General features: G+C 73.1%; 27 protein-coding genes and 1 riboswitch. Of the genes, 18 read left to right on the top strand and 9 right to left on the bottom strand.

Annotated features, from left to right (window positions below):
- Positions 1-109: 109 nt before the first annotated feature.
- The 5 genes from ACIRB4_RS21865 to ACIRB4_RS21845 all read right to left on the bottom strand — a co-directional run bounded on the left by ACIRB4_RS21865 (position 110) and on the right by ACIRB4_RS21845 (position 2,998).
- On the bottom strand, positions 110-958 hold the full coding sequence (locus ACIRB4_RS21865) for a hypothetical protein (RefSeq protein ID WP_403293557.1): 849 nt from the start codon (positions 956-958) through the stop codon (positions 110-112).
- Positions 959-1,203: 245 nt separating this feature from the next.
- Positions 1,204-1,662: a MarR family winged helix-turn-helix transcriptional regulator gene (locus ACIRB4_RS21860; protein ID WP_403293555.1), complete on the bottom strand. Its 459-nt coding sequence runs from the start codon at positions 1,660-1,662 to the stop codon at positions 1,204-1,206.
- 113 nt (positions 1,663-1,775) lie between these two features.
- Entirely contained in the window at positions 1,776-2,222 is a 447-nt protein-coding gene (locus tag ACIRB4_RS21855) for an iron chaperone (RefSeq protein ID WP_403293553.1), read from the bottom strand.
- A gap of 42 nt (positions 2,223-2,264) precedes the next feature.
- The gene (locus ACIRB4_RS21850) at positions 2,265-2,477 is read right to left on the bottom strand and encodes a hypothetical protein (RefSeq protein ID WP_403293551.1); all 213 of its coding nucleotides are present in this window, start codon (positions 2,475-2,477) and stop codon (positions 2,265-2,267) included.
- 110 nt (positions 2,478-2,587) lie between these two features.
- The gene (locus ACIRB4_RS21845; protein WP_403293549.1) at positions 2,588-2,998 is read right to left on the bottom strand and encodes a VOC family protein; all 411 of its coding nucleotides are present in this window, start codon (positions 2,996-2,998) and stop codon (positions 2,588-2,590) included.
- Between the two features lie 396 nt (positions 2,999-3,394).
- Here ACIRB4_RS21845 and ACIRB4_RS21840 point away from each other — a divergent pair, with 396 nt between their 5' ends.
- The 12 genes from ACIRB4_RS21840 (at position 3,395) to abc-f (ending at position 12,293) form a co-directional block, all read left to right on the top strand.
- Positions 3,395-3,598: a cold-shock protein gene (locus ACIRB4_RS21840; protein WP_030693997.1), complete on the top strand. Its 204-nt coding sequence runs from the start codon at positions 3,395-3,397 to the stop codon at positions 3,596-3,598.
- 137 nt (positions 3,599-3,735) lie between these two features.
- Positions 3,736-3,909 (top strand): hypothetical protein, encoded by a 174-nt coding sequence (locus ACIRB4_RS21835; protein WP_403293547.1) that lies wholly within the window; start codon positions 3,736-3,738, stop codon positions 3,907-3,909.
- Entirely contained in the window at positions 3,906-5,417 is a 1,512-nt protein-coding gene (locus ACIRB4_RS21830) for a DEAD/DEAH box helicase (RefSeq protein WP_403293546.1), read from the top strand. Before ACIRB4_RS21835 ends, ACIRB4_RS21830 begins: the two co-directional genes overlap by 4 nt.
- Positions 5,418-5,507: 90 nt before the next feature.
- On the top strand, positions 5,508-5,933 hold the full coding sequence (locus tag ACIRB4_RS21825) for a CBS domain-containing protein (RefSeq protein WP_403293544.1): 426 nt from the start codon (positions 5,508-5,510) through the stop codon (positions 5,931-5,933).
- 50 nt (positions 5,934-5,983) lie between these two features.
- The gene (locus tag ACIRB4_RS21820; RefSeq protein WP_403293543.1) at positions 5,984-6,295 is read left to right on the top strand and encodes an SCO5918 family protein; all 312 of its coding nucleotides are present in this window, start codon (positions 5,984-5,986) and stop codon (positions 6,293-6,295) included.
- Between the two features lie 295 nt (positions 6,296-6,590).
- The gene (locus tag ACIRB4_RS21815; protein ID WP_403293541.1) at positions 6,591-6,974 is read left to right on the top strand and encodes a MerR family transcriptional regulator; all 384 of its coding nucleotides are present in this window, start codon (positions 6,591-6,593) and stop codon (positions 6,972-6,974) included.
- A gap of 68 nt (positions 6,975-7,042) precedes the next feature.
- Positions 7,043-7,201, top strand: coding sequence for a hypothetical protein (locus ACIRB4_RS21810; protein WP_403293538.1), 159 nt, complete (start codon positions 7,043-7,045; stop codon positions 7,199-7,201).
- A gap of 139 nt (positions 7,202-7,340) precedes the next feature.
- The gene (locus ACIRB4_RS21805) at positions 7,341-8,084 is read left to right on the top strand and encodes a PP2C family protein-serine/threonine phosphatase (protein WP_403293536.1); all 744 of its coding nucleotides are present in this window, start codon (positions 7,341-7,343) and stop codon (positions 8,082-8,084) included.
- Positions 8,085-8,246: 162 nt separating this feature from the next.
- The gene (locus ACIRB4_RS21800) at positions 8,247-9,206 is read left to right on the top strand and encodes a D-2-hydroxyacid dehydrogenase family protein (RefSeq protein ID WP_403293534.1); all 960 of its coding nucleotides are present in this window, start codon (positions 8,247-8,249) and stop codon (positions 9,204-9,206) included.
- 121 nt (positions 9,207-9,327) lie between these two features.
- Positions 9,328-10,296: a nucleoside hydrolase gene (locus ACIRB4_RS21795; RefSeq protein ID WP_403293532.1), complete on the top strand. Its 969-nt coding sequence runs from the start codon at positions 9,328-9,330 to the stop codon at positions 10,294-10,296.
- Between the two features lie 51 nt (positions 10,297-10,347).
- Positions 10,348-10,569: a DoxX family protein gene (locus ACIRB4_RS21790; RefSeq protein WP_403293530.1), complete on the top strand. Its 222-nt coding sequence runs from the start codon at positions 10,348-10,350 to the stop codon at positions 10,567-10,569.
- A 128-nt stretch (positions 10,570-10,697) separates the two neighbouring features.
- Positions 10,698-12,293, top strand: a complete 1,596-nt coding sequence (gene abc-f, locus ACIRB4_RS21785; protein WP_403293529.1) for a ribosomal protection-like ABC-F family protein — start codon at positions 10,698-10,700, stop codon at positions 12,291-12,293.
- A gap of 97 nt (positions 12,294-12,390) precedes the next feature.
- Here the strand turns inward: abc-f and cobN are convergent, their stop codons facing one another.
- The gene (gene cobN / locus ACIRB4_RS21780) at positions 12,391-16,017 is read right to left on the bottom strand and encodes a cobaltochelatase subunit CobN (RefSeq protein WP_403293527.1); all 3,627 of its coding nucleotides are present in this window, start codon (positions 16,015-16,017) and stop codon (positions 12,391-12,393) included.
- Between the two features lie 38 nt (positions 16,018-16,055).
- A riboswitch (cobalamin riboswitch) is annotated at positions 16,056-16,189 on the bottom strand.
- Between the two features lie 69 nt (positions 16,190-16,258).
- On the opposite strand from cobN, the gene ACIRB4_RS21775 reads away from it, so the two are divergent.
- The 3 genes from ACIRB4_RS21775 to ACIRB4_RS21765 are packed head-to-tail and all read left to right on the top strand — an operon-like array spanning position 16,259 to position 19,709.
- Positions 16,259-17,566: a cobalamin biosynthesis protein CobG gene (locus ACIRB4_RS21775; protein WP_403294000.1), complete on the top strand. Its 1,308-nt coding sequence runs from the start codon at positions 16,259-16,261 to the stop codon at positions 17,564-17,566.
- 14 nt (positions 17,567-17,580) lie between these two features.
- Positions 17,581-18,216, top strand: coding sequence for a precorrin-8X methylmutase (locus ACIRB4_RS21770; protein ID WP_403293998.1), 636 nt, complete (start codon positions 17,581-17,583; stop codon positions 18,214-18,216).
- Positions 18,213-19,709 carry a precorrin-2 C(20)-methyltransferase gene (locus tag ACIRB4_RS21765; RefSeq protein ID WP_403293526.1) on the top strand — a complete coding sequence of 499 codons (1,497 nt, stop codon included), beginning with the start codon at positions 18,213-18,215 and terminating at the stop codon, positions 19,707-19,709. The genes ACIRB4_RS21770 and ACIRB4_RS21765 overlap by 4 nt, the downstream gene beginning before the upstream one ends.
- Before the next feature lie 125 nt (positions 19,710-19,834).
- Here the strand turns inward: ACIRB4_RS21765 and ACIRB4_RS21760 are convergent, their stop codons facing one another.
- Entirely contained in the window at positions 19,835-20,602 is a 768-nt protein-coding gene (locus ACIRB4_RS21760; RefSeq protein ID WP_403293524.1) for a cobalt-precorrin-6A reductase, read from the bottom strand.
- A gap of 12 nt (positions 20,603-20,614) precedes the next feature.
- Here ACIRB4_RS21760 and ACIRB4_RS21755 point away from each other — a divergent pair, with 12 nt between their 5' ends.
- Together ACIRB4_RS21755 and ACIRB4_RS21750 are read left to right on the top strand one after the other, a co-directional pair.
- Positions 20,615-21,742, top strand: coding sequence for a cobalt-precorrin-5B (C(1))-methyltransferase (locus ACIRB4_RS21755; RefSeq protein WP_403293522.1), 1,128 nt, complete (start codon positions 20,615-20,617; stop codon positions 21,740-21,742).
- A gap of 92 nt (positions 21,743-21,834) precedes the next feature.
- Entirely contained in the window at positions 21,835-21,909 is a 75-nt protein-coding gene (locus tag ACIRB4_RS21750; protein WP_372460710.1) for a 50S ribosomal protein bL37, read from the top strand.
- Positions 21,910-22,060: 151 nt separating this feature from the next.
- Here ACIRB4_RS21750 and cobM read toward each other — a convergent pair whose 3' ends face one another.
- Both cobM and cbiE read right to left on the bottom strand, forming a co-directional pair.
- Positions 22,061-22,810 carry a precorrin-4 C(11)-methyltransferase gene (cobM, locus tag ACIRB4_RS21745; RefSeq protein WP_356896876.1) on the bottom strand — a complete coding sequence of 250 codons (750 nt, stop codon included), beginning with the start codon at positions 22,808-22,810 and terminating at the stop codon, positions 22,061-22,063.
- Positions 22,807-24,051: a precorrin-6y C5,15-methyltransferase (decarboxylating) subunit CbiE gene (gene cbiE / locus ACIRB4_RS21740; RefSeq protein WP_403293520.1), complete on the bottom strand. Its 1,245-nt coding sequence runs from the start codon at positions 24,049-24,051 to the stop codon at positions 22,807-22,809. The genes cobM and cbiE overlap by 4 nt, the downstream gene beginning before the upstream one ends.
- A gap of 208 nt (positions 24,052-24,259) precedes the next feature.
- Between cbiE and ACIRB4_RS21735 the strand changes: the two genes are divergently transcribed.
- The coding region (locus ACIRB4_RS21735; RefSeq protein ID WP_403293996.1) for an LLM class flavin-dependent oxidoreductase at positions 24,260-24,423 on the top strand (164 nt) is incomplete at its 3' end.

Genomic DNA, 24,423 nt, shown 5'->3' with positions numbered 1-24,423 from the left:
AGGAGCGGGAGGAGTACGGGGCGTGCGGCTCGCGCGGAGCCTCCTGGGCTTTCAGGGTGCGGTTCAGTACATGGGCAGGGCGTATGGGCCCTGCGGGGCGGCGGGGCGGTCAGCCGAGGCACAGACCGATCAAGCAGACCTGTGTCGACGATGCCGGGTCCGTCCCCGAGGTGGCCGGCACGATACCCAGCAGCGATGATCCGGTGCCGGCGGGGCGTTCCTCGGCGCTGACCGGCACCGTCGTCTCCGGGGTCGTGGCCGGGGCGTGGACGGTTCCGGCGTCCGTCCCCGCGCCCGACGCGGGTACGGTGCGCGGCGCGGCGCCCCCGGGCGCGGACGGCTCGGCCGCGGCGACGGTTCGCGGCTGCCGGGTCGTCGTGGAAGCGGACGGCGTGGTGACGGCCGTGTTCCGTTCCTGTGCGGTCGTACGGGGACGGGCGGCGGGCTCTTGCGACACCGGCCTGTCGGGCTGCTCCTGCGGCGTGACCGCGGCCGCCGTCTCCGGCGCCGCCGGCTTGGTGACCGGCTCCGGCGGCGGGGCGGCGAGCGCGTGGCTGGTGGAGGGCCGGGTGGACGGCATCGCGGCGATGGTGAGGCCGCCACCGACCAGGGCGACGGCCGTCGCGGCCACGGCCCGGCGCCGGTGCTTCTTCCAACGCGCCAACTGCCGCCGCCGAGCCGCCCGCCCCTGCCCCGTACGGGCACCTGCTTCGACCTCCCCGGAGACGTCGCCGTCCGAGGCTGCGGAGTGAGGGGAGTCGATGGAGTCACGGGCGTCGGCGGAGGATCCGGGCACCGGCACCTCTGTCGCCGGCCATACCTCGTGCGTCGTCGCGGCGGACGGCACCGCGCTGTGGACGCGATGGGCGGGCGGGGCGATGTCCGGCGCGTAGGCGCCGCAACCCGGACACACGAGCGCCCCGTTGAGGGTCCGACGGCACGAGGAGCAGTAGTCCATCTGCGATCTTCCTGTGGTGACTGCGCCGCCAAGGACGCCGGCGACCTTCTCGAGTTCGCACGCGGGATCGAACGGACGGTAACGCTAGCGGCCCATCAGGACGGCGGTGCGCAGCCCTTGTGATGCTGCTGCAAAGGTTTGCGTGGGTGATGCGGCGAACGTGACCGACTCCGCCCGCACCCGCGCCCGGCCGGACGCGCACGGCGTCGCGTACGAGGCGGGACTCGCGGGACACCACCCAGGCCCTAGTGGTGCCAGGCCCGCCCGCCCGTGTTGTGGATGAATCGCTGGAGCACCTTGAGGGTGGTCACGTACTCCTCGTCGGAGATACCCGCGTGGCGCTCCGCCCACAGTTCGTCCTGGAGCGCCGCCGCCTTGCCGTAGAGCGCCCCGCCCTCCGCCGTGAGACCCAGACGGCCCTCGGCGTCCTCGGTGATCCAGCCCTGGACGATGGCGTCGTCGATCTCCGCTTCCATCGTCTGTGCACCCGTGTCGAGGTAGTTCCGCAGGAGGCGGGTCACCTCCTCGCGGGTCTTGACGGCCTCGCTGCGCGCCACCTGCGCGAGGGCCCACCACTGCGGCTGGCTGAGACCGATCCCGGCGAGGGCGGTTCGGGTGCGGGTGACGACAGCGTCGTAGGCCGCCCAACTCCAGTAACCGATGGGCTGCTGGATCAGTTCGGCGTCGCTGTGCGAGTACTCCATGGCCGGTCTCCTCCGTCTGTGCGTCTGGTGCGACGAGAACGACCGTAGAAACTCAACCAGACTTGAGGTCAAGCCACTTCGACCGGTCGACCGGCCCGTCGGGCGGGCCGGTGTCAGTTCACCGCCTTCTTGACGAGGGCGCCGATCCGCTCCTCGTCCGCGGCGGTCAGGTCCGTCAGGGCGTAGGCGGCCGGCCACATGGTGCCCTCGTCGAGGTGCGCCAGGTCGCTGAAGCCGAGGGTGGCGTACCGCGACTTGAACTTCTGCGCGCTCTGGAAGAAGCAGACGACCTTGCCGTCCTTGGCGTACGCGGGCATCCCGTACCAGAGCTTCGGTGCGAGGGACGGCGCCTGCGTCTTGACGATGGCGTGGATCCGCTCGGCGAGGACGCGGTCCTTCTCCGGCATCTCGGCGATCTTCGCGAGCACCTCGCTCTCCTTGTCCGCCTTGGCCCCACCGCGGCGCGAGGACGCCTTCAGCTCCTTGGCCCGCTCCTTCATCGCCTCCCGTTCCTCGTCCGTGAAACCGTCGTACGCCTGTGTGTCCTTCATCGCGGTCATCCCCTCGTGCACGGCTTGATCGGGTGTTTCTCATGCTAGGGATCAGCCCCTGACGGGGGCTTCTCCGAAACTGATCGGTTGCCGCTCGGCCGGCAGGTTCGCGCCCCCGGCGAGCGCTTCGACGTCCAGCGACCGCGCGTACTCCCGGTCGATCCGGTCGCGGTCGCCCTCCCGGTCTCGGTCTCGGCGCAGTCGTGCGAGGTCGTCCAGGCGCTGCGCCTCGATGCGTGCGCGCGCCCATGCCGGATGGCACATGGGAGAGCTCCTCTCATCGGTGTACGCGAGTCATCGGTGTACGGGAGCGTCCCCGACCACCTGCCCAGTCGGGCGCCGGGCGGTGGAGGCCCCTCCGCGGGCCGGGCCGGTCAGCGAAGCTCCTGGATGCGGATCAGGTTGCCCGCGGGGTCGCGGAATGCGCAGTCGCGGATGCCGTACGGCTGCTCGGTCGGCTCCTGGACGACCTCCGCGCCGGCGGCCCGGACCTTCTCGAACGTGGCGTCGAGATCCGGGGTGGCCAGGAGGATCCAGCCGTAGGTGCCCTTGGCCATCATCTCGGTGATGGTGCGGCGCTCGTCCTCGGTGATGCCGGGGTCGACGGCCGGCGGCGCCAGGAGGATGGAGGTGTCGGGCCGGCCCGCGGGCCCGACCGTGATCCAGCGCATCGCGCCCTGGCCGACGTCGCTGCGGACCTCGAAGCCGAGGATGTCCCGGTAGAAGACCAGAGCGGCGTCCGGGTCGTCGTGCGGCAGGGCGGTCGTGTGAATCGTGATGTCCATAGCCGTCACGCTAGATGCGCCTCACCGGCCGGCGCTTCTCCATTCCTGACCGGTTCCCGGCCCTGGGGCGCGGGCGGTCTCCCGCCCGGCTCCCGCCCGGACTTCCTTCGGTACGAATAAATATCTGTGTCCGCGAGATGAGAGTTTGCCGGACCACCCGGTGAGAGTTTTTGGCGCAACGACATAGCGGGCCCAATTAACGCGCACCCGCCGCCGTGGCGTGCTACTGTCGATCTCAGTTGCAGTTGTGGTTCCCAAAAACTTCGAGTGCCCTCGGCCCGGCTTCACGCCACTGAGAGCGCTTATGTATTTCCGGTATTTCCGGGTGGGGTAATCATCACGGCGACACGGCATCCGCGCAGTGTGGATGCCGGTTTGCCCCGAAGGAGATATGACATGGCATCTGGCACCGTCAAGTGGTTCAACGCGGAAAAGGGCTTCGGCTTCATCGAGCAGGATGGTGGCGGCCCTGACGTGTTCGCCCACTACTCGAACATCGCCGCCCAGGGCTTCCGCGAGCTGCAGGAAGGCCAGAAGGTGAACTTCGACATCGCGCAGGGCCAGAAGGGCCCGACGGCCGAGAACATCGTTCCCGCCTGACGCTGACGCGTACTACGTAGCTGGGGCCCGCATCCTTCGGGGTGCGGGCCCCAGCTGCACGTGTTTCCCGCAGTGGTTTCTCCTGCGGATGACTACCGGTCCCCGCCGCATCGTCGCACGCGGGCACCCTTCCGGCCATGCACTCCTTTTCAGAGCCGCATCGCCACATTCAGCATCTGCGCCCGCTTGATCCACCGCCGGCCAGTTTCGCTTTTCGCGTTCCATTATCGGCCATTCTTGCAATTCTCCGTGCTGCACATCCGCTGCGGGAATTCCTTGATATGCGCCGCATCGAGGAAGGTTCCGCATGAACCGCACACGCACGAACGACCGCTCTTCCGACACCCGCACCCGGTCCGGCGGCGCCGGACGGGGCAGCAGGTTCGGCTCTTCGGCCCCGAGCCGCTCCGGCTCGGCCGGCCGTTCCGCCGCTCCCAGCCGTTCCGGTGGCTACGGCCGCCGTCCCGCCGCGGTCCAGGGTGAGTTCACGCTCCCCCGGACGATCACGCCCGCGCTGCCCGCCGTCCAGGCCTTCGCCGACCTCGACATGCCCGGGCAGCTGCTCGCCGCGCTCGTCGCCGAGGGCGTGACCGTGCCGTTCCCGATCCAGGGCGCCACCCTGCCGAACACGCTGGCCGGCCGTGACGTCATGGGCCGCGGCCGCACCGGCTCCGGCAAGACGCTCGCCTTCGGCCTCGCGCTCCTGGCCCGTACGGCCGGGCAGCGCGCCGAGCCCCGCCAGCCGCTCGCCCTGGTCCTCGTCCCCACCCGCGAGCTGGCCCAGCAGGTGACCGACGCGCTCACCCCGTACGCCCGCGCCGTCAGGCTGCGCGTGACCACGGTCGTCGGCGGCATGTCCATCGGCCGGCAGGCCGGGGCGCTGCGCGCCGGTGCCGAGGTCGTCGTCGCCACCCCGGGGCGGCTCAAGGACCTCATCGACCGCGGCGACTGCCGGCTGAACCAGGTGGCCATCACGGTGCTCGACGAGGCCGACCAGATGGCCGACATGGGCTTCATGCCGCAGGTCACCGCGCTGCTCGACCAGGTACGCCCCGAGGGCCAGCGGATGCTGTTCTCCGCCACCCTGGACCGCAACGTCGACCTGCTGGTCCGCCGCTATCTGACCGACCCCGTCGTGCACTCGGTCGACCCTTCGGCCGGCGCGGTCACGACGATGGAACACCACGTGCTCCACGTCCACAGCGCCGACAAGCACGCCACCACGACCGAGATCGCCGCACGCGACGGTCGGGTGATCATGTTCCTGGACACCAAGCACGCCGTCGACCGGCTGACCAAGGACCTGCTGGCCAGCGGTGTGCGGGCGGCCGCGCTGCACGGCGGCAAGTCCCAGCCGCAGCGCACCCGCACGCTGACGCAGTTCAAGACCGGGCACGTCACCGTGCTCGTCGCCACGAACGTCGCCGCCCGCGGCATCCACGTCGACAGCCTCGACCTCGTCGTCAACGTCGACCCGCCGACCGACCACAAGGACTACCTGCACCGCGGAGGCCGTACCGCCCGCGCGGGCGAGTCCGGCAGCGTCGTCACCCTCGTCACCCCGAACCAGCGTCGCGGCATGGCCCGTCTCATGACGGATGCCGGGATCAGCCCGAAGGTCACGCAGGTCCGCTCCGGCGAGGCGGAACTGAACCGCATCACCGGCTCGCAGGCCCCCTCCGGCGTCCCGGTCGTCATCACGGCTCCCGTGGCCGAGCGCCCCAAGCGCGAGGCCGGCGCCCGCTCCCGGCGCAACCGCCCCTCGCAGTCGATGCGCCGTGCCGCCCAGCGGCGGTCCGCTTACGACCCGGCGGCCTAGAACATCCGCTGCGTACGACCCGGCGGCCTGGTCCGCGCCCGGAAAGTCCGCTCGCAGGTCATGGCCCGCCCACTTCCGCAGGAGGCACGTGTGACACCGGTTCAGACGCATCCCCGCCCGACGAGCACTGCCTCCACCACGATCAGGACGGTGGCCGTGGCCGACGCCATGGAGGACGCCATGGGCGAGACCGGGCCGCAGGTCTGGGACGACATGACCGTCGAGGTGGCCCTCTCCGTCATGGCGAGCGCCCGCGCGGCGCACCTGATCGTCCGCGACAACGACGGCCGGTGCACCGGCCTCGTCACCCGGGCCCAGCTCGCCGCCGTCCACGGCAGCTCCGCCTACACCGACCGTCTCCGCCTGCGCGAGATCACCGGCGCGCACGGACCGTTCACCTCGCCCGTCACCACGATGGCCGAGGCCGAGCGGGCCATGCGCCACCGCCCGGGGGGTGCGCTGCCCGTGGTCGACGAGCACGGCCGCGCCCTGGGCGTACTGCACCCCTCCCGCTGATCCGCCTCACCCGGTCGGACCGCTCCTCCCTCTTCTCCCTGTGAGGTCCCATGCGCTGCGTCATCGCCCGCTTCCCGTTCGAACTGACGAAGAGCGGCGTGCTGCAAACGATGAAGGGCGTCAAGCCCGAGCCGATCACCGGCGAGTCCGTGATCATCGGCCGTCGTTCGTACCCCGCCAAGCAGGTCGGTGAGATCGTCACCCGTCAGGACCGGCGCGACTTCACCGCCGGTGAGGTCCTCCGGGCCATGACCCGGCTCGGCTTCACCTGCCGCGCCCTCCCCGAGGCCGCCGCGCCGGCGCCCGCGCTCACCCCGCTCCAGCACGCGTCCGCCATGCTCGGGGTTCCCGTGCCGGCGTGACCGGCGACGGCGACCCTCGCCGTACACGGCATTCGAACAGCTGAACAGTCAGTACAGTCAGAACAGCGTGAGGGCCCGACCGGTACACACCGGTCGGGCCCTTCGCGTATGCCGCTCACGCGGGAGCCCCGGCGGCGCCCGCGGGCCGGAGTCGTAACCTGATCGCTGGACACGCGAGAATCGGCAGGCGGAGATGGACCGCCGGCCGGCGGTACACGTGGGCACGTGCCTCGGGGCCTAGGTGCCTTGGTGCCGTACGACGCCAGGGCCGCACGCGTCCCACGGAGAGGTGAGAATGACAGCAGATGATCCGATCGGCCGTCTCGAAGACGACGATTACCCCGCCTACACCATGGGCCGGGCCGCCGAGATGCTCGGGACCACTCCCGGCTTCCTCCGCGCCATCGGGGAGGCCCGGCTGATCACCCCGCTCCGCTCCGAGGGCGGCCACCGGCGCTACTCCCGCTACCAGCTGCGCATCGCTGCCCGCGCGCGGGAGCTGGTCGACCAGGGGACCCCCATCGAGGCCGCGTGCCGCATCATCATCCTCGAGGACCAGCTCGAGGAAGCCCAGCGCATCAACGCGGAGTACCGCCGTGCGGCGGCCGACCCGACGGCCGAACCGCCGAGGGCCGAACCGCCTCCGCCGACCGAAGCGCCGCCTCCGTCGGAAGCGTGACCGCCGGGCGAACCGTCTCCCCCCGGCCCTCACCGCGTCCTTCGACGGAAGCGCGACCCCGCGCCATCATGCTCGCGACGAAGAACGAACGGCACTGCGAGCGCCTTCGCGGCCGCAGAAGGAAGCTCGAACGGCACATCGCGCAGGAGACCTCCTGGCAGGAGGAGCGCAGGCGCGCGGTCTACGAGCAAGCGCTCCTTCCCCTCCGTGACAGTTCCGGCTCCTGAAGCGCGCGGACGTCCCCGGAGCCGCTCCCCATGCCGCCTGGACGCTCGCCGACGCCTCGACCCGCGCGAGCGGCCACCGGAGCGGCGAGGGGAGCGGCTGAGCTCGACCGGTCGGCGGGCGGGGCGGGACAATGGGGGCGTGGCCTATATAGCCGTGACCGCGCTGAGCCATGTCGGACTCGTGCGCGAGCACAACGAGGACAGTCTGGTCGTCGGGCCGTGGATGCTGTGCGGCACCGTCACCGAGAACCCGCAGACCCTCGTGTTCCCGCTCGGCAGACCGCTTCTCGTCGCCGTCGCCGACGGACTCGGCGGGCAGCCCGCCGGGGAGGTCGCCAGCGGGCTCGTGGCGCGGCGGCTCTCCTGGCTCGGCCCGTCGCTGGACGGTGAGGACGCGGTCCGTGACGCCCTCGACCTGTGCAATCGCGCGGTGTACGCGGCCGCCGACGACGACCCGGAGCTGTTCACGATGGGGACAACGGTCGCGGGCGTGGTCGTCACGGAGGAATCGATGCTGGCGTTCAACGTCGGCGACAGCAAGGTGTACGACGCCACCGGCGACGGGCTCCGCCAGGTGAGCGTGGACGACAGCCCGCCCCCGCCGCCGGGGCGGCGGACCACGTCGGCGGTGACGCAGACCCTCGGTGGCGGGCCCGCCTTCAGCGCGGTCACGCCGCACGTCACGGCCGCCGGCCTGTCCGTCGGCGACCGGCGCCTGGTGTGCAGCGACGGGCTGACCGACGCCGTACCGGACGAGGAGATCGCCGGTCTGCTACGGGTGTACGACGACGGCAGAGCCGCCTTCGAGCTGTGGAAGGCCGCCATCGACGCCGGAGGCCCGGACAACATCACGCTGGCCCTGGTGCGCGTCGCCGACGAGTAGCGAGCAGGCCCGGGCGCTGGTGGGCTCGGGGGCAGGTGGGACGGGCGCCGACAGGGCTCGGGGCCCCGGGCCCGGGGACGGCCGGCGCCTATGCTGTCGCACCGGCTGGGTGGCAGCCCGGTCCACCGCAGGGGTGACCGTCCGGAAGCCGAAGGGACCCACGTGAAACCGCGCTGCGCCGTACTCGACGACTACCAGGGCGTCGCTCTCACCTCCGCCGACTGGAGTCCGCTCGACGGGCGCGTGGACGTACGCGTCCTGCGCGAGCATCTGACCGACCGGGACGCCCTCGTCGCGGCCCTGGAGGACTGCGAGATCGTGGTCGTCATGCGGGAGCGGACGCCGATGGACGCCGAGCTGCTCGCCCGGCTCCCCCGGCTACGGCTCCTCGTCGCCTCCGGTATGCGCAACGCCTCCATCGACCTGGCCGCCGCGGCCCGGCACGGGATCACCGTCTGCGGCACCGCCAGCAGCGCCGATCCGCCCGTCGAGCTCACCTGGGCGCTGATCCTGGGCCTGGCCCGGCACGTACGGGCCGAGGCGCAGGCGATGCGCGACGGCGGCCCGTGGCAGTCCACCGTCGGCATGGACCTCGCCGGGCGCACCCTCGGCCTCGTCGGCCTGGGCAGGATCGGCGGCCGGGTCGCGCGTATCGCTCTCGCCTTCGGGATGGACGTCCTCGCCTGGAGCCCGAACCTGACCGACGAACGGGCCGCCGAGCACGGCGTCCGACGCGCGCCGACGAAGGACGGTCTGCTGGAACGCGCCGACATCGTCTCCCTTCACATGGTCCTCTCCGAGCGCACCCGCGGCCTGATCGGGGAGCGCGACCTGCGCGCGATGCGCCCCTCCGCGTACCTCGTCAACACCTCCCGCGCCGGGCTCGTCGACGGCGAGGCGCTGGTGCGGGCCCTGCGCGAGGGCTGGATCGCGGGGGCCGGCCTCGACGTCTTCGACACGGAGCCCCTCCCGTACGACGACCCCTTGCGCTCCCTGCCGAACGTGCTCGCGCTGCCGCACCTCGGGTACGTCACGGAGGCCAACTACGCGCGGTTCCACGGCGGCGCGGTCGAGGACATCGAGGCGTACCTGGCGGGAGAGCCGATCCGGCTGCTGGGTTGAGACGGGGGCCGGAGTCGTCGGGGGGCCGAGAGCGACGAAGCCGGACCGACACGAGTGACAGCCGGCACCGATCACCGCCGCGGCGAGTGACGGCCGGGCGGTCGTGTGGGACGGTGGAGACATGGCCGTACCCGTGATCCTCGACTGCGATCCCGGTCACGACGACGCCTTCAACATCCTGCTGGCCGCCGCCCATCCGGCCGTCGACCTGCTGGCCATCACCACCGTGGCGGGCAATCAGACGGTCGAGAAGACCACGCTCAACGCCCGCCGCGTCTGCGCCGTCGCGGGGATCGAGGGCGTGCCGATCGCGGCCGGCCGCAGTCGGCCGCTGCACGGCGCGCCGCTGGTCGGCGAGAACATCCACGGCGGTTCGGGGCTCGACGGGCCCGGCTTCGGCGAGGGCGAGCCCGACGTGCCGCAGGATCAGCGCGACGCCCTCACCCTCATCCGGGACACCCTGCTCGCCCACCCCGCTCCGGTGACCCTGGTGCCGACGGGGCCGCTGACGAACGTCGCGACGTTCCTCCTCGCGCATCCGGAACTCACCCATCGCATCGAGCGGATCGTGCTGATGGGCGGCTCGACCGGGCGCGGGAACACCACCCCCGCCGCGGAGTTCAACATCCTCTGCGACCCGGAGGCGGCGGACATCGTCTTCAGCAGCGGGCGGCCGGTGACGATGTTCGGCCTGAACGCCACCCACCAGGTCCGCGCGACACCCGATGTCGTCTCCCGCATCGCAGCACTCGGTACGCCGCTCTCCCGGCTCTGCGTCCGGCTGCTGACCTACTTCACCACCGCCTACCGCGAGGTGTACGGCCTCGACGCCCCGCCGCTGCACGATCCGCTGACCGTGGCGCACCTGATCGACCCGTCGGTGGTCAGTCTCGTGCGGGCGGCGGTGACGGTCGAACTGGCGGGGACGTACACGCGGGGCGCGACGGTCGTGGACCTCGACGGGGTGACGGGCCGCCCGGCCAACGCGGAGGTGGGGATGGAGGTCGACGTCCCGGCGTTCTGGGACCTGATCGTCGAGGCGGTGCGGGTGCTCGGCGCTCGTACGGACCGGACACCCTCCGCCTCCTAGCGGCCCGCCCGCGCGGCGCTCGTACGGACCGGACACCCTGGGAACCACTCCATGTTCGTTGCCCATGCCGTGGTCGCGGTGATCCTCGCTCTCGCGATCTCCGCCTCCGCCTTCCTGTCCTTCACACGCAATCCCCAGGCCGTCGAGAGCATGGCCAAGGTGGGGGTCCCGGAGTCATGGCTGCCGTGGCTCGGTACGGCTAAGGCGGCAGGCGCCGTCGGCCTGCTCGCCGGGCTCGTGGTGGCACCCCTGGGTGTCGCGGCGGCGAGCTAGCCTCCGCCTGAAACCAACGAGACGAAACGTCTTGCGGTGATGCGCGGCAAGGGGCTAGGGTCATGAAAAGCGAAACGAGACGTCTCGTCTCGACTGCCTTCGCTGATCCGATCACCGAGATACGAAGGATGTCGCCCTTGTTCCGTGCCCAACTCACCGACGTCACCAAGCGGTACGACGACCGGCTCGTTCTCGACCGGGTGTCCCTCAGCGTCCGTCCCGGCGAGCGCGTCGGCGTCGTCGGCGACAACGGCTCCGGAAAGACCACGCTCCTGCGGCTCCTCGCCGGCCTGGAGCCGCCCGACAACGGCACCGTCTCCGTCGACTCCCCCGGCGGTCTCGGATACCTCGCCCAGACCCTGGACCTGCCCGGCACCGCGCGCGTCGGCGACGCGATCGATCTCGCACTCGCCGACGTACGAGAGCTGGAGCGGCGGATACGGGCCGCCGAGGCGACCCTGCGGGACACGCGGGACCTCGCCGGGTACGCCGAACTGCTCGCCGCGTTCGAGGCGCGCGGTGGGCAGGACGCCGACCGGCGGGTCGAGACCACGCTGCGGCGGCTCGGCGAACGCGCCCCGCTCGACCGCGGCCGGCTTCTCGGCACGCTCTCCGGCGGACAGCGGTCCCGGATCGCGCTCGCCGCGACGCTCGCCGCGGATCCCGAACTGCTGCTGCTCGACGAACCCACCAACGACCTCGACGACGAGGCCGTCGCCTGGCTGGAGGAGCGGCTGCGCACCCATCGGGGGACGGTCGTCGCCGTCACCCACGACCGGGTCTTCCTCGACCGGGTCACCACGACAGTCCTGGAGGTGGACCATGAACGGCGGACCGTACGCAGGTACGGCAACGGCTACGCGGGCTATCTGACCGGGCGGGCCGCCGAACGGGCCCGGTGGCAGCGGGAGCACGACGAGTGGCGCGCCGAACTCGCCCGGTACTCCGCGCTCGCGGACACGAACATCGACCGCTTCTCCGCGATCCCGCGCAAGGCGCCGGCCGCCTTCAGCGGGGCCGGGGCGTTCCGGGCCCGGTCACGGGCGCACGGCGCGATGAGCCGTATCCGAGCGGCGCGGGAGCGGCTCCAGCGGCTCACCGAGCACCCGGTCGCGGCGCCCCCGGACCCACTGTGCTTCACGGCACGCGTGGAGGGCACGGCAGGGCCGGTCGTCCTGACCGACGTACGGGTGGAAGGGCGGCTGCGCCTTGACTCGCTGCGGCTGGACGCAGGCGGGCGACTCCTGGTCACCGGGCCGAACGGCGCGGGGAAGACCACGCTGCTCAAGCTCCTCGCCGGCGAACTCACGCCTGACGAGGGGACGGTGGCCGCGCCGCCCCGGGTCGGGATGCTCCGGCAGGACACGGCCCTGCCGGGCGACCCGCGCTCGGTGGCGGAGGCCTTCGGGCCGGGGCGGGAGGAGGAACTCCTGTCGCTTGGCCTGTTCGCCGAGCAGGACCTGGCGACGCCGGTACGGGCCCTCTCGGCGGGCCAGCGCCGCAAGCTGGAACTGGCCCGTCTGGTCACCCGACCCGCGGACCTGCTCCTCCTCGACGAACCGACGAACCACCTGGCCCCCGCGCTGGTGGAGGAAGTGGAGGCAGCCCTCGCCGGCTACCCCGGCACCCTGGTGATCGTCACCCACGACCGCCGCATCCGGAACGGCTTCCGGGGCCGCCGCCTGGAACTGGCCCCGTGGGCCACCGCACGGTACCCGGCGTGAACGGAGGCCGCGCGAAGGGGGCGCACGGCCCTCTCCCGGTCCGCACAGACGCGCGGCGGACCGGGGAGCGTCACCAGCGGCCCCCATGGACGGCGGTTCAGCCCTTGTCGGCCTCGCCGTCGTCCGCGCCGCCCTCCAGGTCGCCCTCGGTCTGGAGGAAGACCTCTCGCAGGGCCGCCAGGGTCTGCGGGTCCGGCTTCTCCCACATGCCGCGGGACTCGGCCTCCAGCAGACGCTCGGCGATGCCGTGCAGCGCCCAGGGGTTGGCCTCCTGGAGGAAGGCGCGGTTCTCCGGGTCCAGGACGTAGGCCTCCGTCAGCTTGTCGTACATCCAGTCGGCGACCACGCCGGTCGTGGCGTCGTAGCCGAAAAGGTAGTCGACCGTCGCCGCGAGCTCGAACGCGCCCTTGTAGCCGTGGCGGCGCATCGCCTCGATCCACTTCGGGTTGACCACGCGGGCCCGGAAGACACGGGAGGTCTCCTCGACCAGGGTGCGCGTACGGACGGTCTCGGGACGGGTCGAGTCACCGATGTACGCCTCGGGGGCCGTGCCCTTCAGCGCGCGGACGGTCGCCACCATCCCGCCGTGGTACTGGAAGTAGTCGTCGGAGTCGGCGATGTCGTGCTCGCGCGTGTCGGTGTTCTTCGCCGCCACGGCGATCCGCTTGTACGCCGTCTCCATCTCCGCCCGGGCCGGTCGGCCTTCGAGACCGCGGCCGTAGGCGTATCCGCCCCACACGGTGTAGACCTCGGCCAGGTCCGCGTCCGTGCGCCAGTCGCGCGAGTCGATCAGCTGGAGGATCCCGGCGCCGTACGTGCCCGGCCGCGAGCCGAAGATGCGGGTCGTGGCACGCCGCTCGTCGCCGTGCTCGGCCAGATCGGCCTGCGCGTGGGCCCGTACGAAGTTGGCGTCGGCCGGCTCGTCGAGCGAGGCCGCGAGCCGTACCGCGTCGTCGAGAAGCCCGATGACGTGCGGGAACGCGTCACGGAAGAACCCCGAGATGCGCAGGGTGACGTCGATGCGCGGGCGGCCCAGCTCCTCCAGCGGCACCGGCTCCAGGCCGTTGACCCGGCGCGAGGCGTCGTCCCACAGCGGGCGGACACCCAGCAGGGCCAGCGCCTCCGCCACGTCGTCGCCCGCCGTGCGCATCGCGCTCGTCCCCCACAGGGAGAGCCCGACGGAGGTCGGCCATTCGCCGTTGTCGGTGCGGTAGCGCTCCAGCAGGGAGTCGGCGAGCGCCTGGCCGGTCTCCCAGGCGAGGCGGGAGGGCACGGCCTTGGGGTCGACCGAGTAGAAGTTGCGGCCGGTCGGCAGCACGTTGACCAGGCCGCGCAGCGGCGAGCCCGAGGGGCCCGCCGGTACGAAGCCGCCGTTCAGCGCGTGGACGGCGTGGGTGAGTTCGTCGGTCGTGCCGGCGAGCCGCGGCACCACCTGCTCGCACGCGAAGCGCAGGACGGCCACGACCTCGGGGCCGTACGCGTCGGCGACCGCCGGGACGGCGTCCACGGACCAGCCCGCGGCCTCCATCGCCTCGATCAGCTCGCGCGCCTTCGCCTCCGCCTCGTCGGCCGTCCGCAGCGTCGCCGCCGACTCGTCCAGGCCCAGGGCCTCGCGGAGGCCCGGCAGCGCCTGCGTGCCGCCCCAGATCTGCCGGGCGCGCAGGATCGACAGGACGAGGTTGACCCGCGCCTCGCCCTCCGGCGCCCCGCCGAGCACATGCAGACCGTCCCTGATCTGCGCGTCCTTGACCTCGCAGAGCCAGCCGTCGACATGCAGCAGGAAGTCGTCGAAGCCGTCGTCGTCGGGCCGGTCCTCCAGCCCCAGGTCGTGGTCGAGCTTGGCGGCCTGGATCAGCGTCCAGATCTGGGCGCGGATCGCCGGCAGCTTCGACGGGTCCATGGAGGAGATCTGCGCGTACTCGTCGAGGAGCTGCTCCAGGCGCGCGATGTCGCCGTAGGAGTCGGCGCGGGCCATCGGCGGCACCAGGTGGTCGACGAGCGTCGCGTGGACGCGCCGCTTGGCCTGGGTGCCCTCGCCCGGGTCGTTGACCAGGAACGGGTAGACGAGCGGCAGATCGCCGAGCGCCGCGTCCGGGCCGCAGGCGGCGGACAGACCGGCGTTCTTGCCGGGCAGCCACTCCAGATTGCCGTGCTTGCCGAGGTGGACCATGGCGTCCGCGCCGAACCCGCCGTCGGCCTGGGAGGCCGCGATCCAGCGGTAGGCGGCCAGATAGTGGTGGGACGGCGGGAGATCGGGGTCGTGGTAGATCGCGATCGGGTTCTCGCCGAAGCCGCGCGGCGGCTGGATGAGGATCAGCAGGTTCCCGCGGCGCAGCGCCGCGAGGACGATGTCGCCCTCGGGATTGCGGGAGCGGTCCAGGAACATCTCGCCGGGCGGCGGCCCCCAGTGCTCCTCGACCTGCTCGCGGAGCTCCTGCGGCAGCGTCGCGTACCAGCGCTTGTAGTCGGCGGCCGGGATGCGGACGGGGTTGCGGGCCAGCTGCTCCTCGGTGAGCCAGTCCTGGTCGTGGCCGCCGGCCTCGATGAGCGCGTAGATCAGCTCGTCGCCGTCGCCGGAGACCAGGCCGGGGATCTCGTCCTCGGGTCCGAAGTCGTAGCCCTCCTCACGCAGCCGGCGCAGCAGCGCCACGGCGGAGGCGGGGGTGTCGAGACCGACTGCGTTGCCGATCCGGGAGTGCTTCGTCGGGTACGCGGAGAGGACCAGGGCCAGGCGCTTCTCGGCGTTCGGGATGTGCCGCAGGCGGGCGTGGCGGACGGCGATCCCGGCGACGCGGGCCGCGCGCTCGGCGTCGGCGACATAGGCCGGGAGCCCGTCCTCGTCGATCTCCTTGAAGGAGAACGGCACGGTGATGAGCCGGCCGTCGAACTCGGGGACGGCGACCTGGCTGGCGGCGTCGAGCGGGGAGAGACCCTCGTCGTTCTCCTCCCAGGCCGTACGCGAACCGGTGAGGCAGAGCGCCTGCAGGATCGGTACGTCGAGCGCGGCGAGCGCGCCCGCGTCCCAGGCCTCCTCGTCGCCGCCGGCCTGGGCCTCGGCGGGCTTGGTGCCGCCGGCGGCGAGGACGGTGGTGACGATCGCGTCGACGCCGCGCAGCCGCGCGAGCAGTTCGGGTTCGGGGGCGCGCAGGGAGGCCACGTACAGCGGCAGGGCCTGGGCTCCGGCGTCCTCGACGGCGTCGCAGAGGGTGCCGATGAAGGCGGTGTTCCCGCTCATGTGGTGGGCGCGGTAGTAGAGCACCGCGACGGTCGGGCCGTCGGTCCTCCGGGGGGTGCGCTCCAGCGGGCCCCAGGTGGGGGCGGCGGCCGGGGCCTCGAAGCCGTGGCCGGTGAGCAGCACGGTGTCGGCGAGGAACCGGGCGAGCTGCTCCAGGTTGCCGGGGCCGCCGTGGGCGAGATAGGCGTGCGCCTCGGTGGCGACGCCGATCGGGACCGTGGAGGTCTCCATGAGCTGGGCGTCGGGCGCCTGTTCGCCGGAGAGCACGACCAGCGGCTTCCCGGCGGCGCGCAGCGTCTGCAGCCCGTCCTCCCAGGCCCGCAGGCCGCCGAGGAGGCGTACGACGACGAGGTCCGAGCCGTCCAGGAGACCGGGAAGGTCGTCGGGGGCGAGGCGCGAGGGGTTGGCGAACCGGTACGCCACCGGGCCGCCGGCCGCGCGGGCGCTGAGCAGGTCGGTGTCGGAGTGCGACAGCAACAGAATTCGCATGCGAGCGCAGGCCTTCCTCGGGGTTGTCCGCGCCCCGGGTGGTCGTGTGGACGGCGGGAGTTCCTGACTCACCGGGACGCTGGTGCGACCTGGCTCACAGTGGCGGGACCGCGCCGGATTCTCACCGGGCTTCCTCCCCGGGGCCCTGGGACCCCATGCCGTTCTGCATAGTAGATCCTGCCCCCGCCAGGCCGGGGGGTTGGCCGGATCACACCCGGTGGGCACGCGGATTCACGTGGGTATGCTCGCCGCCATGCCGCCCACCCCACCCACCACGCCCAACCCGGGCGAACCCGTCATACGGGACCGTGGCGACGCCTGCCCCGGGGCGCTCCGGCTGCACCCCGCCGACGACGGCCGCCTGGCCCGACTCCGCCTGCCCGCAGGCTTGCTGACGGCTCGCCAGGTGGAGGTCCTGGCCACCGTGGCGGAGGTCCTTGGCGACGGCCGGGTCAGTGTCACCTCCCGGGGAAACGTGGAGCTGCGGGGCCTCGCGGAGGGCTGCGGCGCGCAGCTGGCGGAGCTGCTGGCACCGGCCGGCCTCCTGCCGTCCCCGACCCATGAACGCGTCCGGAACGTGGTGGCCTCACCGGCCGCGGGACTGGACGGACTCAGCGGCGGTGACGTGCAGTTGTGGGCGCGCCAGCTGGACGCGCTGCTGTGCGCCCGGGAGGGGACGGCGGCCCTTTCCGGCCGTTTCCTCTTCGTCCTGGACGACGGCCGGGGGGACGTGGCCGGTCTCGGCGGAGATGTGACCTTGATCGCAGCAGGGCCGACGGTACGGCTCCGGGTCGGCGACCAGGTCTTCCAGCTGGGCGCCGACGACGCGCCCCGCGCCGCGCTCGCCGCCGCCGAGGCCTTCCTGGCCGCCGCCCGAGCCGCGGGGAACGGCGCCTGGCGGGTCCGTGAGCTGCCCGAGGGGCACCAGCCGGACCTGACCGGGGCGCTCGCCCGGGCCGGGATCGCGGCCGAGCCCGTACCCGCGCCGGAACTCCCGCACGGCGAACCCCCCGCGCCCGGGGTGCTCGGCGAGAGCGCCGTCTCCGTCCTGGCGCCCCTCGGCCGGCTGACGGCCGAACAGCTGCGCGCCCTGGCCGCCACCGCTGGAGAGGTGCGGCTCACCCCCTGGCGGGGCGCCGTCGTCACCGGCTTCCCGGACCGGACGGCCGCGGCGCGACGGCTGCGCGAGCTCGACGCGTACGGGCTGATCACGGACCCCGGCTCCCCCTGGGCCGGGGTCGGCGCCTGCACCGGACGCCCCGGCTGCGCCAAGTCCCTGGCCGACGTCCGCGCCGACGCGACCCCCGGCTGCGCCAAGTCCCTCGCCGACGACCGCGCCGACGCCGTACCCGGGCGCTCCGCCGGCCTCCCCGTCCACTTCTCCGGCTGCGCCCGCCGCTGCGGCCACCCCCAGGGCCCCCACGGCACCTGGGTGGACGTCGTCGCCACCGACGAGGGCGCCTATCTGGTCGACGGCGTCCCCACGCCCCGTACAAGCCTCACCGAAGCAGTCGCAACGGCCCGCACCACCGCCCGCACAACGAGATGAGCGAGAACGACACGATGTTCGCCTACGAGAAGGACGGCGCGGAGATCTACCGCCAGTCCTTTGCCACGATCCGCGCCGAGGCGGACCTCGCGGGTCTGCCCGCCGATGTCGCCCAGGTCGCGGTACGGATGATCCACGCCTGCGGCATGACCGACCTCGTACGCGATATCGCCTACTCGCCGCAGGTCGTCTCCCGCGCCCGCGCCGCCCTGCGCGCCGGCGCCCCGATCCTCTGCGACGCGCAGATGGTCGCCAGCGGGGTGACCCGTAAGCGGCTGCCCGCCGACAACGAGGTGATCTGCACCCTCTCGAACCCCTCCGTGCCCGCGCTCGCCGCCGAGCTCGGCACCACCCGCAGCGCCGCCGCCCTCGAACTCTGGCGCGACCGCCTCGAAGGCTCCGTCGTCGCCATCGGCAACGCCCCCACCGCGCTCTTCCACCTCCTGGAGATGATCGCCGAGGGCGCCGGGAAGCCCGCCGCCGTCCTCGGCATACCGGTCGGCTTCATCGGCGCCGCCGAGTCCAAGGACGCCCTCGCCGCCCAGGAGCTGGGCCTCGAGTACCTCGTCGTACGGGGCCGGCGCGGCGGCAGCGCGATGACGGCCGCCGCGATCAACGCGATCGCTCACGAAGCGGAGATCCAGGCATGACCGTGGTGACCGGAAAGCTGTACGGCGTGGGCCTCGGGCCCGGCGACCCGAACCTGATGACGGTGGCGGCCGTGAAGGCCATCGCCGCCGCCGACGTGATCGCGTACCACTCGGCCCGGCACGGCCGGTCCATCGCCCGGTCCATCGCGGCGGAGCACATTCGCGAGGACCACATCGAGGAGCGGCTGATGTACCCGCTCACGGTGGAGACGACCGACCACCCCGGCGGCTACCGCGGCGCGCTCGACGACTTCTACGAGGAGGCGGCGGCGCGGCTCGCCGCCCACCTGGACGCGGGCCGCACGGTCGCCGTCCTCGCCGAGGGCGACCCGCTCTTCTACGGCTCGTACCAGCACATGCACAAGCGTCTGGCACACCGCTACGAGACGACCGTCATCCCCGGTGTCACCTCCGTCAGCGCGGCCGCCGCGCGGCTCGGCGAGCCGCTGTGCGAGGCCGAGGAGGTCCTGACGATCATCCCCGGCACGCTGCCGGAGGACGAGCTGACGGCCCGGCTCGCGGGCACGGACTCGGCGGTCGTGATGAAGCTGGGCCGGACCTTCCCGGCCGTGCGGCGCGCCCTGGAGCGGGCGGGCCGCCTGGAGGACGCGCGCTATGTGGAGCGGGCGTTCATGGCCGGGGAGCGGATCTCCGAACTCGCCGAGGTCGACCCGGAGTCCGTCCCGTACTTCTCGGTGGCCGTGCTGCCCTCCCGTATCGACGCCGTCGCCCCCGAGTCCCGGGAGCGGGGCGAGGTCGTCGTCGTCGGCACCGGACCGGCGGGCGCGCCCTGGCTGACGCCGGAGTCGCGCGGCGCCCTGGTCAACGCCGACGACCTGGTCGGCTACACCACCTACCTCGACCGGGTGCCGGCCCTGCGGCCCGGCCAGCGGCGGCACGGCTCCGACAACAAGGTGGAGTCCGAGCGCGCCGAGTTCGCCCTGGACCTGGCGCGGCGCGGCCGGCGGGTCGCGGTCGTCTCGGGCGGCGACCCGGGGGTGTTCGCGATGGCGACGGCGGTACTGGAGGTGGCCTCCGAGCCGCAGTACGCGGACGTGCCCGTACGCGTCCTGCCCGGCGTCACCGCGGCCAACGCGGCCGCCGCGGCGGCGGGCGCGCCCCTGGGCCACGACTACGCCACGATCTCCCTCTCCGACCGCCTCAAGCCCTGGGACGTGATCGCCGGGCGCCTGCGGGCGGCGGCGGAGGCGGACCTGGTCCTCGCGCTCTACAACCCGGGCTCGAAGTCCCGCACCCACCAGGTGGCGGCCGCCCGCGACCTGCTGCTCGAACTGCGCTCCCCGGAGACCCCGGTGGTGGTGGCCCGGGACGTCGGCGGCCCTGAGCAGTCGGTCCGCGTGGTGACCCTGAAGACGCTGGAGCCGTCGGAGGTCGACATGCGCACCCTGCTCCTGATCGGCTCGTCCCAGACCCGCGCGGTGGAACGCGCCGACGGCCGGACGATCACCTGGACCCCGAGGCGGTACGGCTGACCCCAGCGGGGCGACCGAGGCACGGACAGCGACCCGGACGGCCGTACCGTCCGGGTCGCCCCGGTCAGAGCCACCGCTGATCGGTTCCGGGCGGGAGAGGGCAGGGAGCCGGGAGAGGACAGGGGTTACGGACGAGTGCTGACGCCGCGCCTGGTACCGGCCGTGTCCTTCGCCTGCACCCACGCGGCCGCCTCCTCCACGGTCGTGGCCACCGGGACGCCCTCCGGTACGGGTGGGCGGCGGACGATGAGGACCGGGACGCCGGCCTCGCGGGCCGCCTGGAGTTTGGGGGCCGTCGCGGCGCCGCCGCTGTCCTTGGTCACCAGGAGGTCGACGCGGTGGCGGCTCAGCAGGGCGCGTTCGCCGGGGAGGGTGAAGGGGCCCCGGTCCAGGAGGACTTCGGTGCGCGCCGGCATCGGTGGGGCGGGGGCGTCCACCGAGCGGACCAGGAACCATTGCGGGCAGGCCGCGAAGGCGGCGAGGCCCATGCGGCCGGTCGTCAGGAACACGCGCTCCGCCCCCAGGCCTGGCAGCGCGGCGGCGGCCTCCTCCAGGGAGGCGACGGAGTGCCAGCGGTCGCCCTCGACCGGGACCCAGCCGGGACGGCGCAGGGCCAGCAGGGGAACATGGGCGGTGGCGGCCGCCCGGGCCGCGTTGAAGCTCATGGTCCGTGCGAAGGGATGGGTGGCGTCGATGACCGCGTCCACGTGGTGCGCGCGCAGCCAGTCCGCGAGGCCCTCCGCGCCGCCGAACCCGCCGACGCGGACCTCGCCCACCGGCAGCCGGGGCCGCGCGACCCGCCCGGCGAGGGAGCTGGTGACCCGTGTCCAGGGGTGGAGCGCCTCGGCCAGTGCGCGGGCCTCGGTCGTGCCCCCGAGTATGAGTACGTGCATGGGAGTCCGTTCATGAGTTCCGGCGGCGGGCGCGAGGCCCAACTCAAGCACACGGGTCTGCGCCCCGGGTGGACGACCGGCGCCTGTGCGACGGCCGCGACCACGGCGGCGTACACGGCCCTGCTCACGGGCGAGTTCCCGGACCCCGTCACGATCACCCTCCCTAAGGGCGACCGGCCGGCGTTCGCGCTCGCGGCCGAGGAGCGGACCGGCGACCACGCCATGGCGGGGATCGTGAAGGACGCGGGCGACGACCCGGACGTGACCCACGGCGCGCTGGTCCGCTCGACGGTACGGATCCTCCCGGCCGGTTCCGGCGTCGTCTTCCGCGCCGGGCCCGGCGTCGGCACGGTCACCCTGCCCGGCCTGCCCCTGGACGTCGGCGAACCGGCGATCAACCCGGTGCCCCGCCGGATGATGCGCGAGCACGTCGCGGAGGTGGCCGCCGCGCACGGCGCCTCCGGTGACGTCGAGATCACGGTCTCGATCGACCACGGCGAGGAGATCGCCCGCTCCACCTGGAACCCGCGCATCGGCATCCTCGGCGGCCTGTCCGTCCTCGGCACGACCGGGATCGTCGTCCCGTACTCCTGCTCGGCCTGGATCGACTCCATCCGCCGGGGTGTCGACGTCGCGCGGGCGGCCGGTCTGACCCATGTGGCGGGCTGCACCGGCTCCACGTCCGAGCGGACCGTGACGACGCTCTGCGACCTGCCCGAGATCGCCCTGCTCGACATGGGCGACTTCGCGGGCGCCGTCCTGAAGTACGTCCGCCGCCACCCCGTCGACCGCCTGACGATCTGCGGCGGCTTCGCCAAGCTTTCCAAGCTGGCGGCCGGGCATCTCGACCTCCACTCCGCCCGTTCCCAGGTCGACAAGGGCTTTCTTGCTGCTTTGGCCCGTTCGGGCGGCGCGTCCGAGGACCTGGCCGCGCGGATCGCCGGCGCCAACACGGGCCTGGAGGCCCTCCGGCTGTGCGAGGCGGCCGGCGTCCCCCTCGGGGACCTGGTGGCGGCGACCGCCCGTGACGAGGCCCTGGCCGTGCTGCGAGGCGCTCCGGTCGTGGTCGACGTCGTCTGCGTCGACCGCGCGGGCACGGTGGTGGGCCGCTCCGCGCCGCGGGGGCCGGGACGCGGGTAGCCGGTGGGGTGCTCATGGTGCCGACATGCGGGGCGGGCCGGGCGATCCTAGACTCGCGAGGGCAAGAGTCCCGATCGAAAGGGTCTGTGCCCATGTCGAAGCGAGGCAACAAGCGACGCGCCAGGAAGAAGAAGGGCGCGAACCACGGCAAGCGGCCCAACACCTGAGGCGCCCCCGCGGGGCCGGTACGTCCACCGAGGACGCACCGGCCCCGCGGTGCTGTTCGCGGGCCGCAGGGTGGCCGGAGCGCCTGCCCGGAGCCGGAAAATCCCGGCGCCAGGACCACAGGCCCCGGACCACCGCCCCCGGCCCTCCGCCTCAGCAGACGTGCCTGTCCCGCGCCGGGTCGTAGAGGTGGCTGTCGCGGAACTGCGTGGCAGCCAGGGTGCGGCCCACCAGGATGACGGCCGTCTTCGTGATCCCCGCCGCCTTCACCTGGGACGCGATGTCGTCCAGCGTGCCCCGCAGGATCACCTCGTCCGGTCGGCTCGCCATCGCCACGACCGCGGCCGGGCAGTCGGCGCCGTAGTGCGGGAGGAGTTCGTCGACGACCCGGTCGACGTAGCGGGCGGCCAGGTGCAGCACCAGCAGCGCGCCGCTGCGGCCGAGGGTCGCCAGGTCCTCGCCCTCCGGCATCGGGGTGGCCTGCTGGGCGATGCGGGTGAGGATGACCGTCTGGCCGACGGTGGGGACGGTCAGTTCCCGCTTCAGGGCCGCCGCGGCCGCCGCGAACGCCGGGACGCCCGGTACGACCTCGTAGGGGATCCCCACCGCGTCCAGGCGGCGCATCTGCTCGGCGACCGCGCTGAACACGGACGGGTCGCCCGAGTGCAGCCGGGCCACGTCGTGCCCCTCCTCGTGGGCGCGGACGATCTCGGCGACGATCCGGTCCAGGTCGAGGTCGGCGGTGTCGACGAGCCGGGCGTCCGGTGGGCACTCGGCCAGCAGCTCGCGGGGGACCAGGGAGCCCGCGTACAGGCACACCCCGCACGCGGCGAGCGTCCGCGCGCCGCGCACGGTGATCAGGTCGGCGGCCCCGGGGCCCGCGCCGATGAAGTAGACGGTCATCCCTCTTCAGAACCTTTCGTTACGGACCACTGTGTGACCGGCATCGCCTGCCGCCAGCCGGTGAAGCCGCCGACGGGGACGGCGGCGGCGACGGCGAGCCGGACCAGTTCGCCACCGTGCCTGCGGTACCGGTCGGCGAGCAGCGCCTCGGACTCCAGGGTCACGGTGTTGGCGACCAGCCGGCCGCCGACGGGCAGCGCCGCCCAGCAGGCGTCGAGCAGGCCGGGGGCGGTCAGCCCGCCGCCGACGAAGATCGCGTCGGGGGCGGGCAGTCCGGCGAGGGCGCCGGGCGCCGGGCCGGTGACGATCCGCAGGGCCGGTACGCCGAGGGCGGCGGCGTTGCGCCCGATCCGCGCGGCGCGCTCCGGATCCTTCTCGACCGCGACCGCCTGGCAGGTGCGGTGCGTCCGCATCCATTCGATGCCGATCGAGCCCGACCCGCCGCCGATGTCCCACAGCAGCTCCCCGGGCGCGGGCGCGAGGGCGGCGAGGGTGGCGGCGCGGACGTACCGCTTGGTGAGCTGTCCGTCGTGCTCGTACGCCTCGTCCGGCAGGCCGGGTACGGCGCCGAGGCGGGGCGTGTCGGGGGCGCGGACGCAGTCGAGTGCGATGACGTTCAGGGCGTCGAGCCGTTCGGCGTCCGACCAGGTGGCGGCGGTGCCGTCGACCAGCCGCTCGTAGGGCCCGCCGAGCTGTTCGAGGACCCGCATGCGGCTGCCGCCGTACCCCTTCTCCCGCAGCAGTGCGGCCACCTGAGCCGGGGTGTGGCGGTTGGCGCTGAGGACCAGCAGCCGCCGCCCGTGGTGGAGGGCGGCGGTGAGGGAGGCGAGCGGCCTGCCGACCAGGGTGACCGTCTCGACGGCCTCCAGGGCCCAGCCGAGGCGGGCGCAGGCGTACGAGACGGAGGACGGGTGGGGCAGGACGTGCAGCCGGTCCGCGCCGATCGTCTCGGCGAGGGTGCGGCCGATCCCGTAGAACATCGGGTCGCCGCTGGCGAGGACCGCGATCCGGCGGCCCTCGTACGCGGCGAAGAGGCCGGGGACGGCGGGACGCAGCGGGGACGGCCAGGTGACGCGCTCGCCGGGGCAGACGTCGGGCGCGGGCAGCAGATGCAGCTGGCGCGGGCCGCCGATCAGGACGTCGGCGGTACGCAGGGTCCGGCGGGAGTTCTCGGGGAGTCCGTCCCAGCCGTCCGCGCCGATTCCGACGACCGATATCGCAGGCAGGGGAACGGTGCTCACGTCCGCGAACTCTACGGGAGCCGTGCCGGGCGAACTCCGGGACCTCTTCCGGGTGAACCCCGGGACGTGATCCGGGCGGACCCCGGCCCTCTTCCGGGGCGCGGAATAGCACGCAGGGGTGCGCCGTTGAACTAGGTGATTTAAACTTCAACCATCAAGGTTCAATCATCACCGGCCGAGGGGGCCGGCCCCGCGAGAGGTGAGCACGATGCAGTTCGGGATCTTCACCGTCGGTGACGTCACGACCGACCCCACCACCGGCCGCACCCCGACCGAGCACGAGCGGATCAAGAACACCGTCGCCATCGCGCTGAAGGCGGAGGAGGTCGGGCTCGACGTCTTCGCGACCGGTGAGCACCACAACCCGCCGTT

Source organism: Streptomyces sp. NPDC093600, assembly GCF_044764755.1.
Classification (GTDB): domain Bacteria; phylum Actinomycetota; class Actinomycetes; order Streptomycetales; family Streptomycetaceae; genus Streptomyces.
The sequence above is the reverse complement of the archived record's forward strand: the minus strand, read 5'-3'. Positions and strand labels throughout refer to the sequence as shown.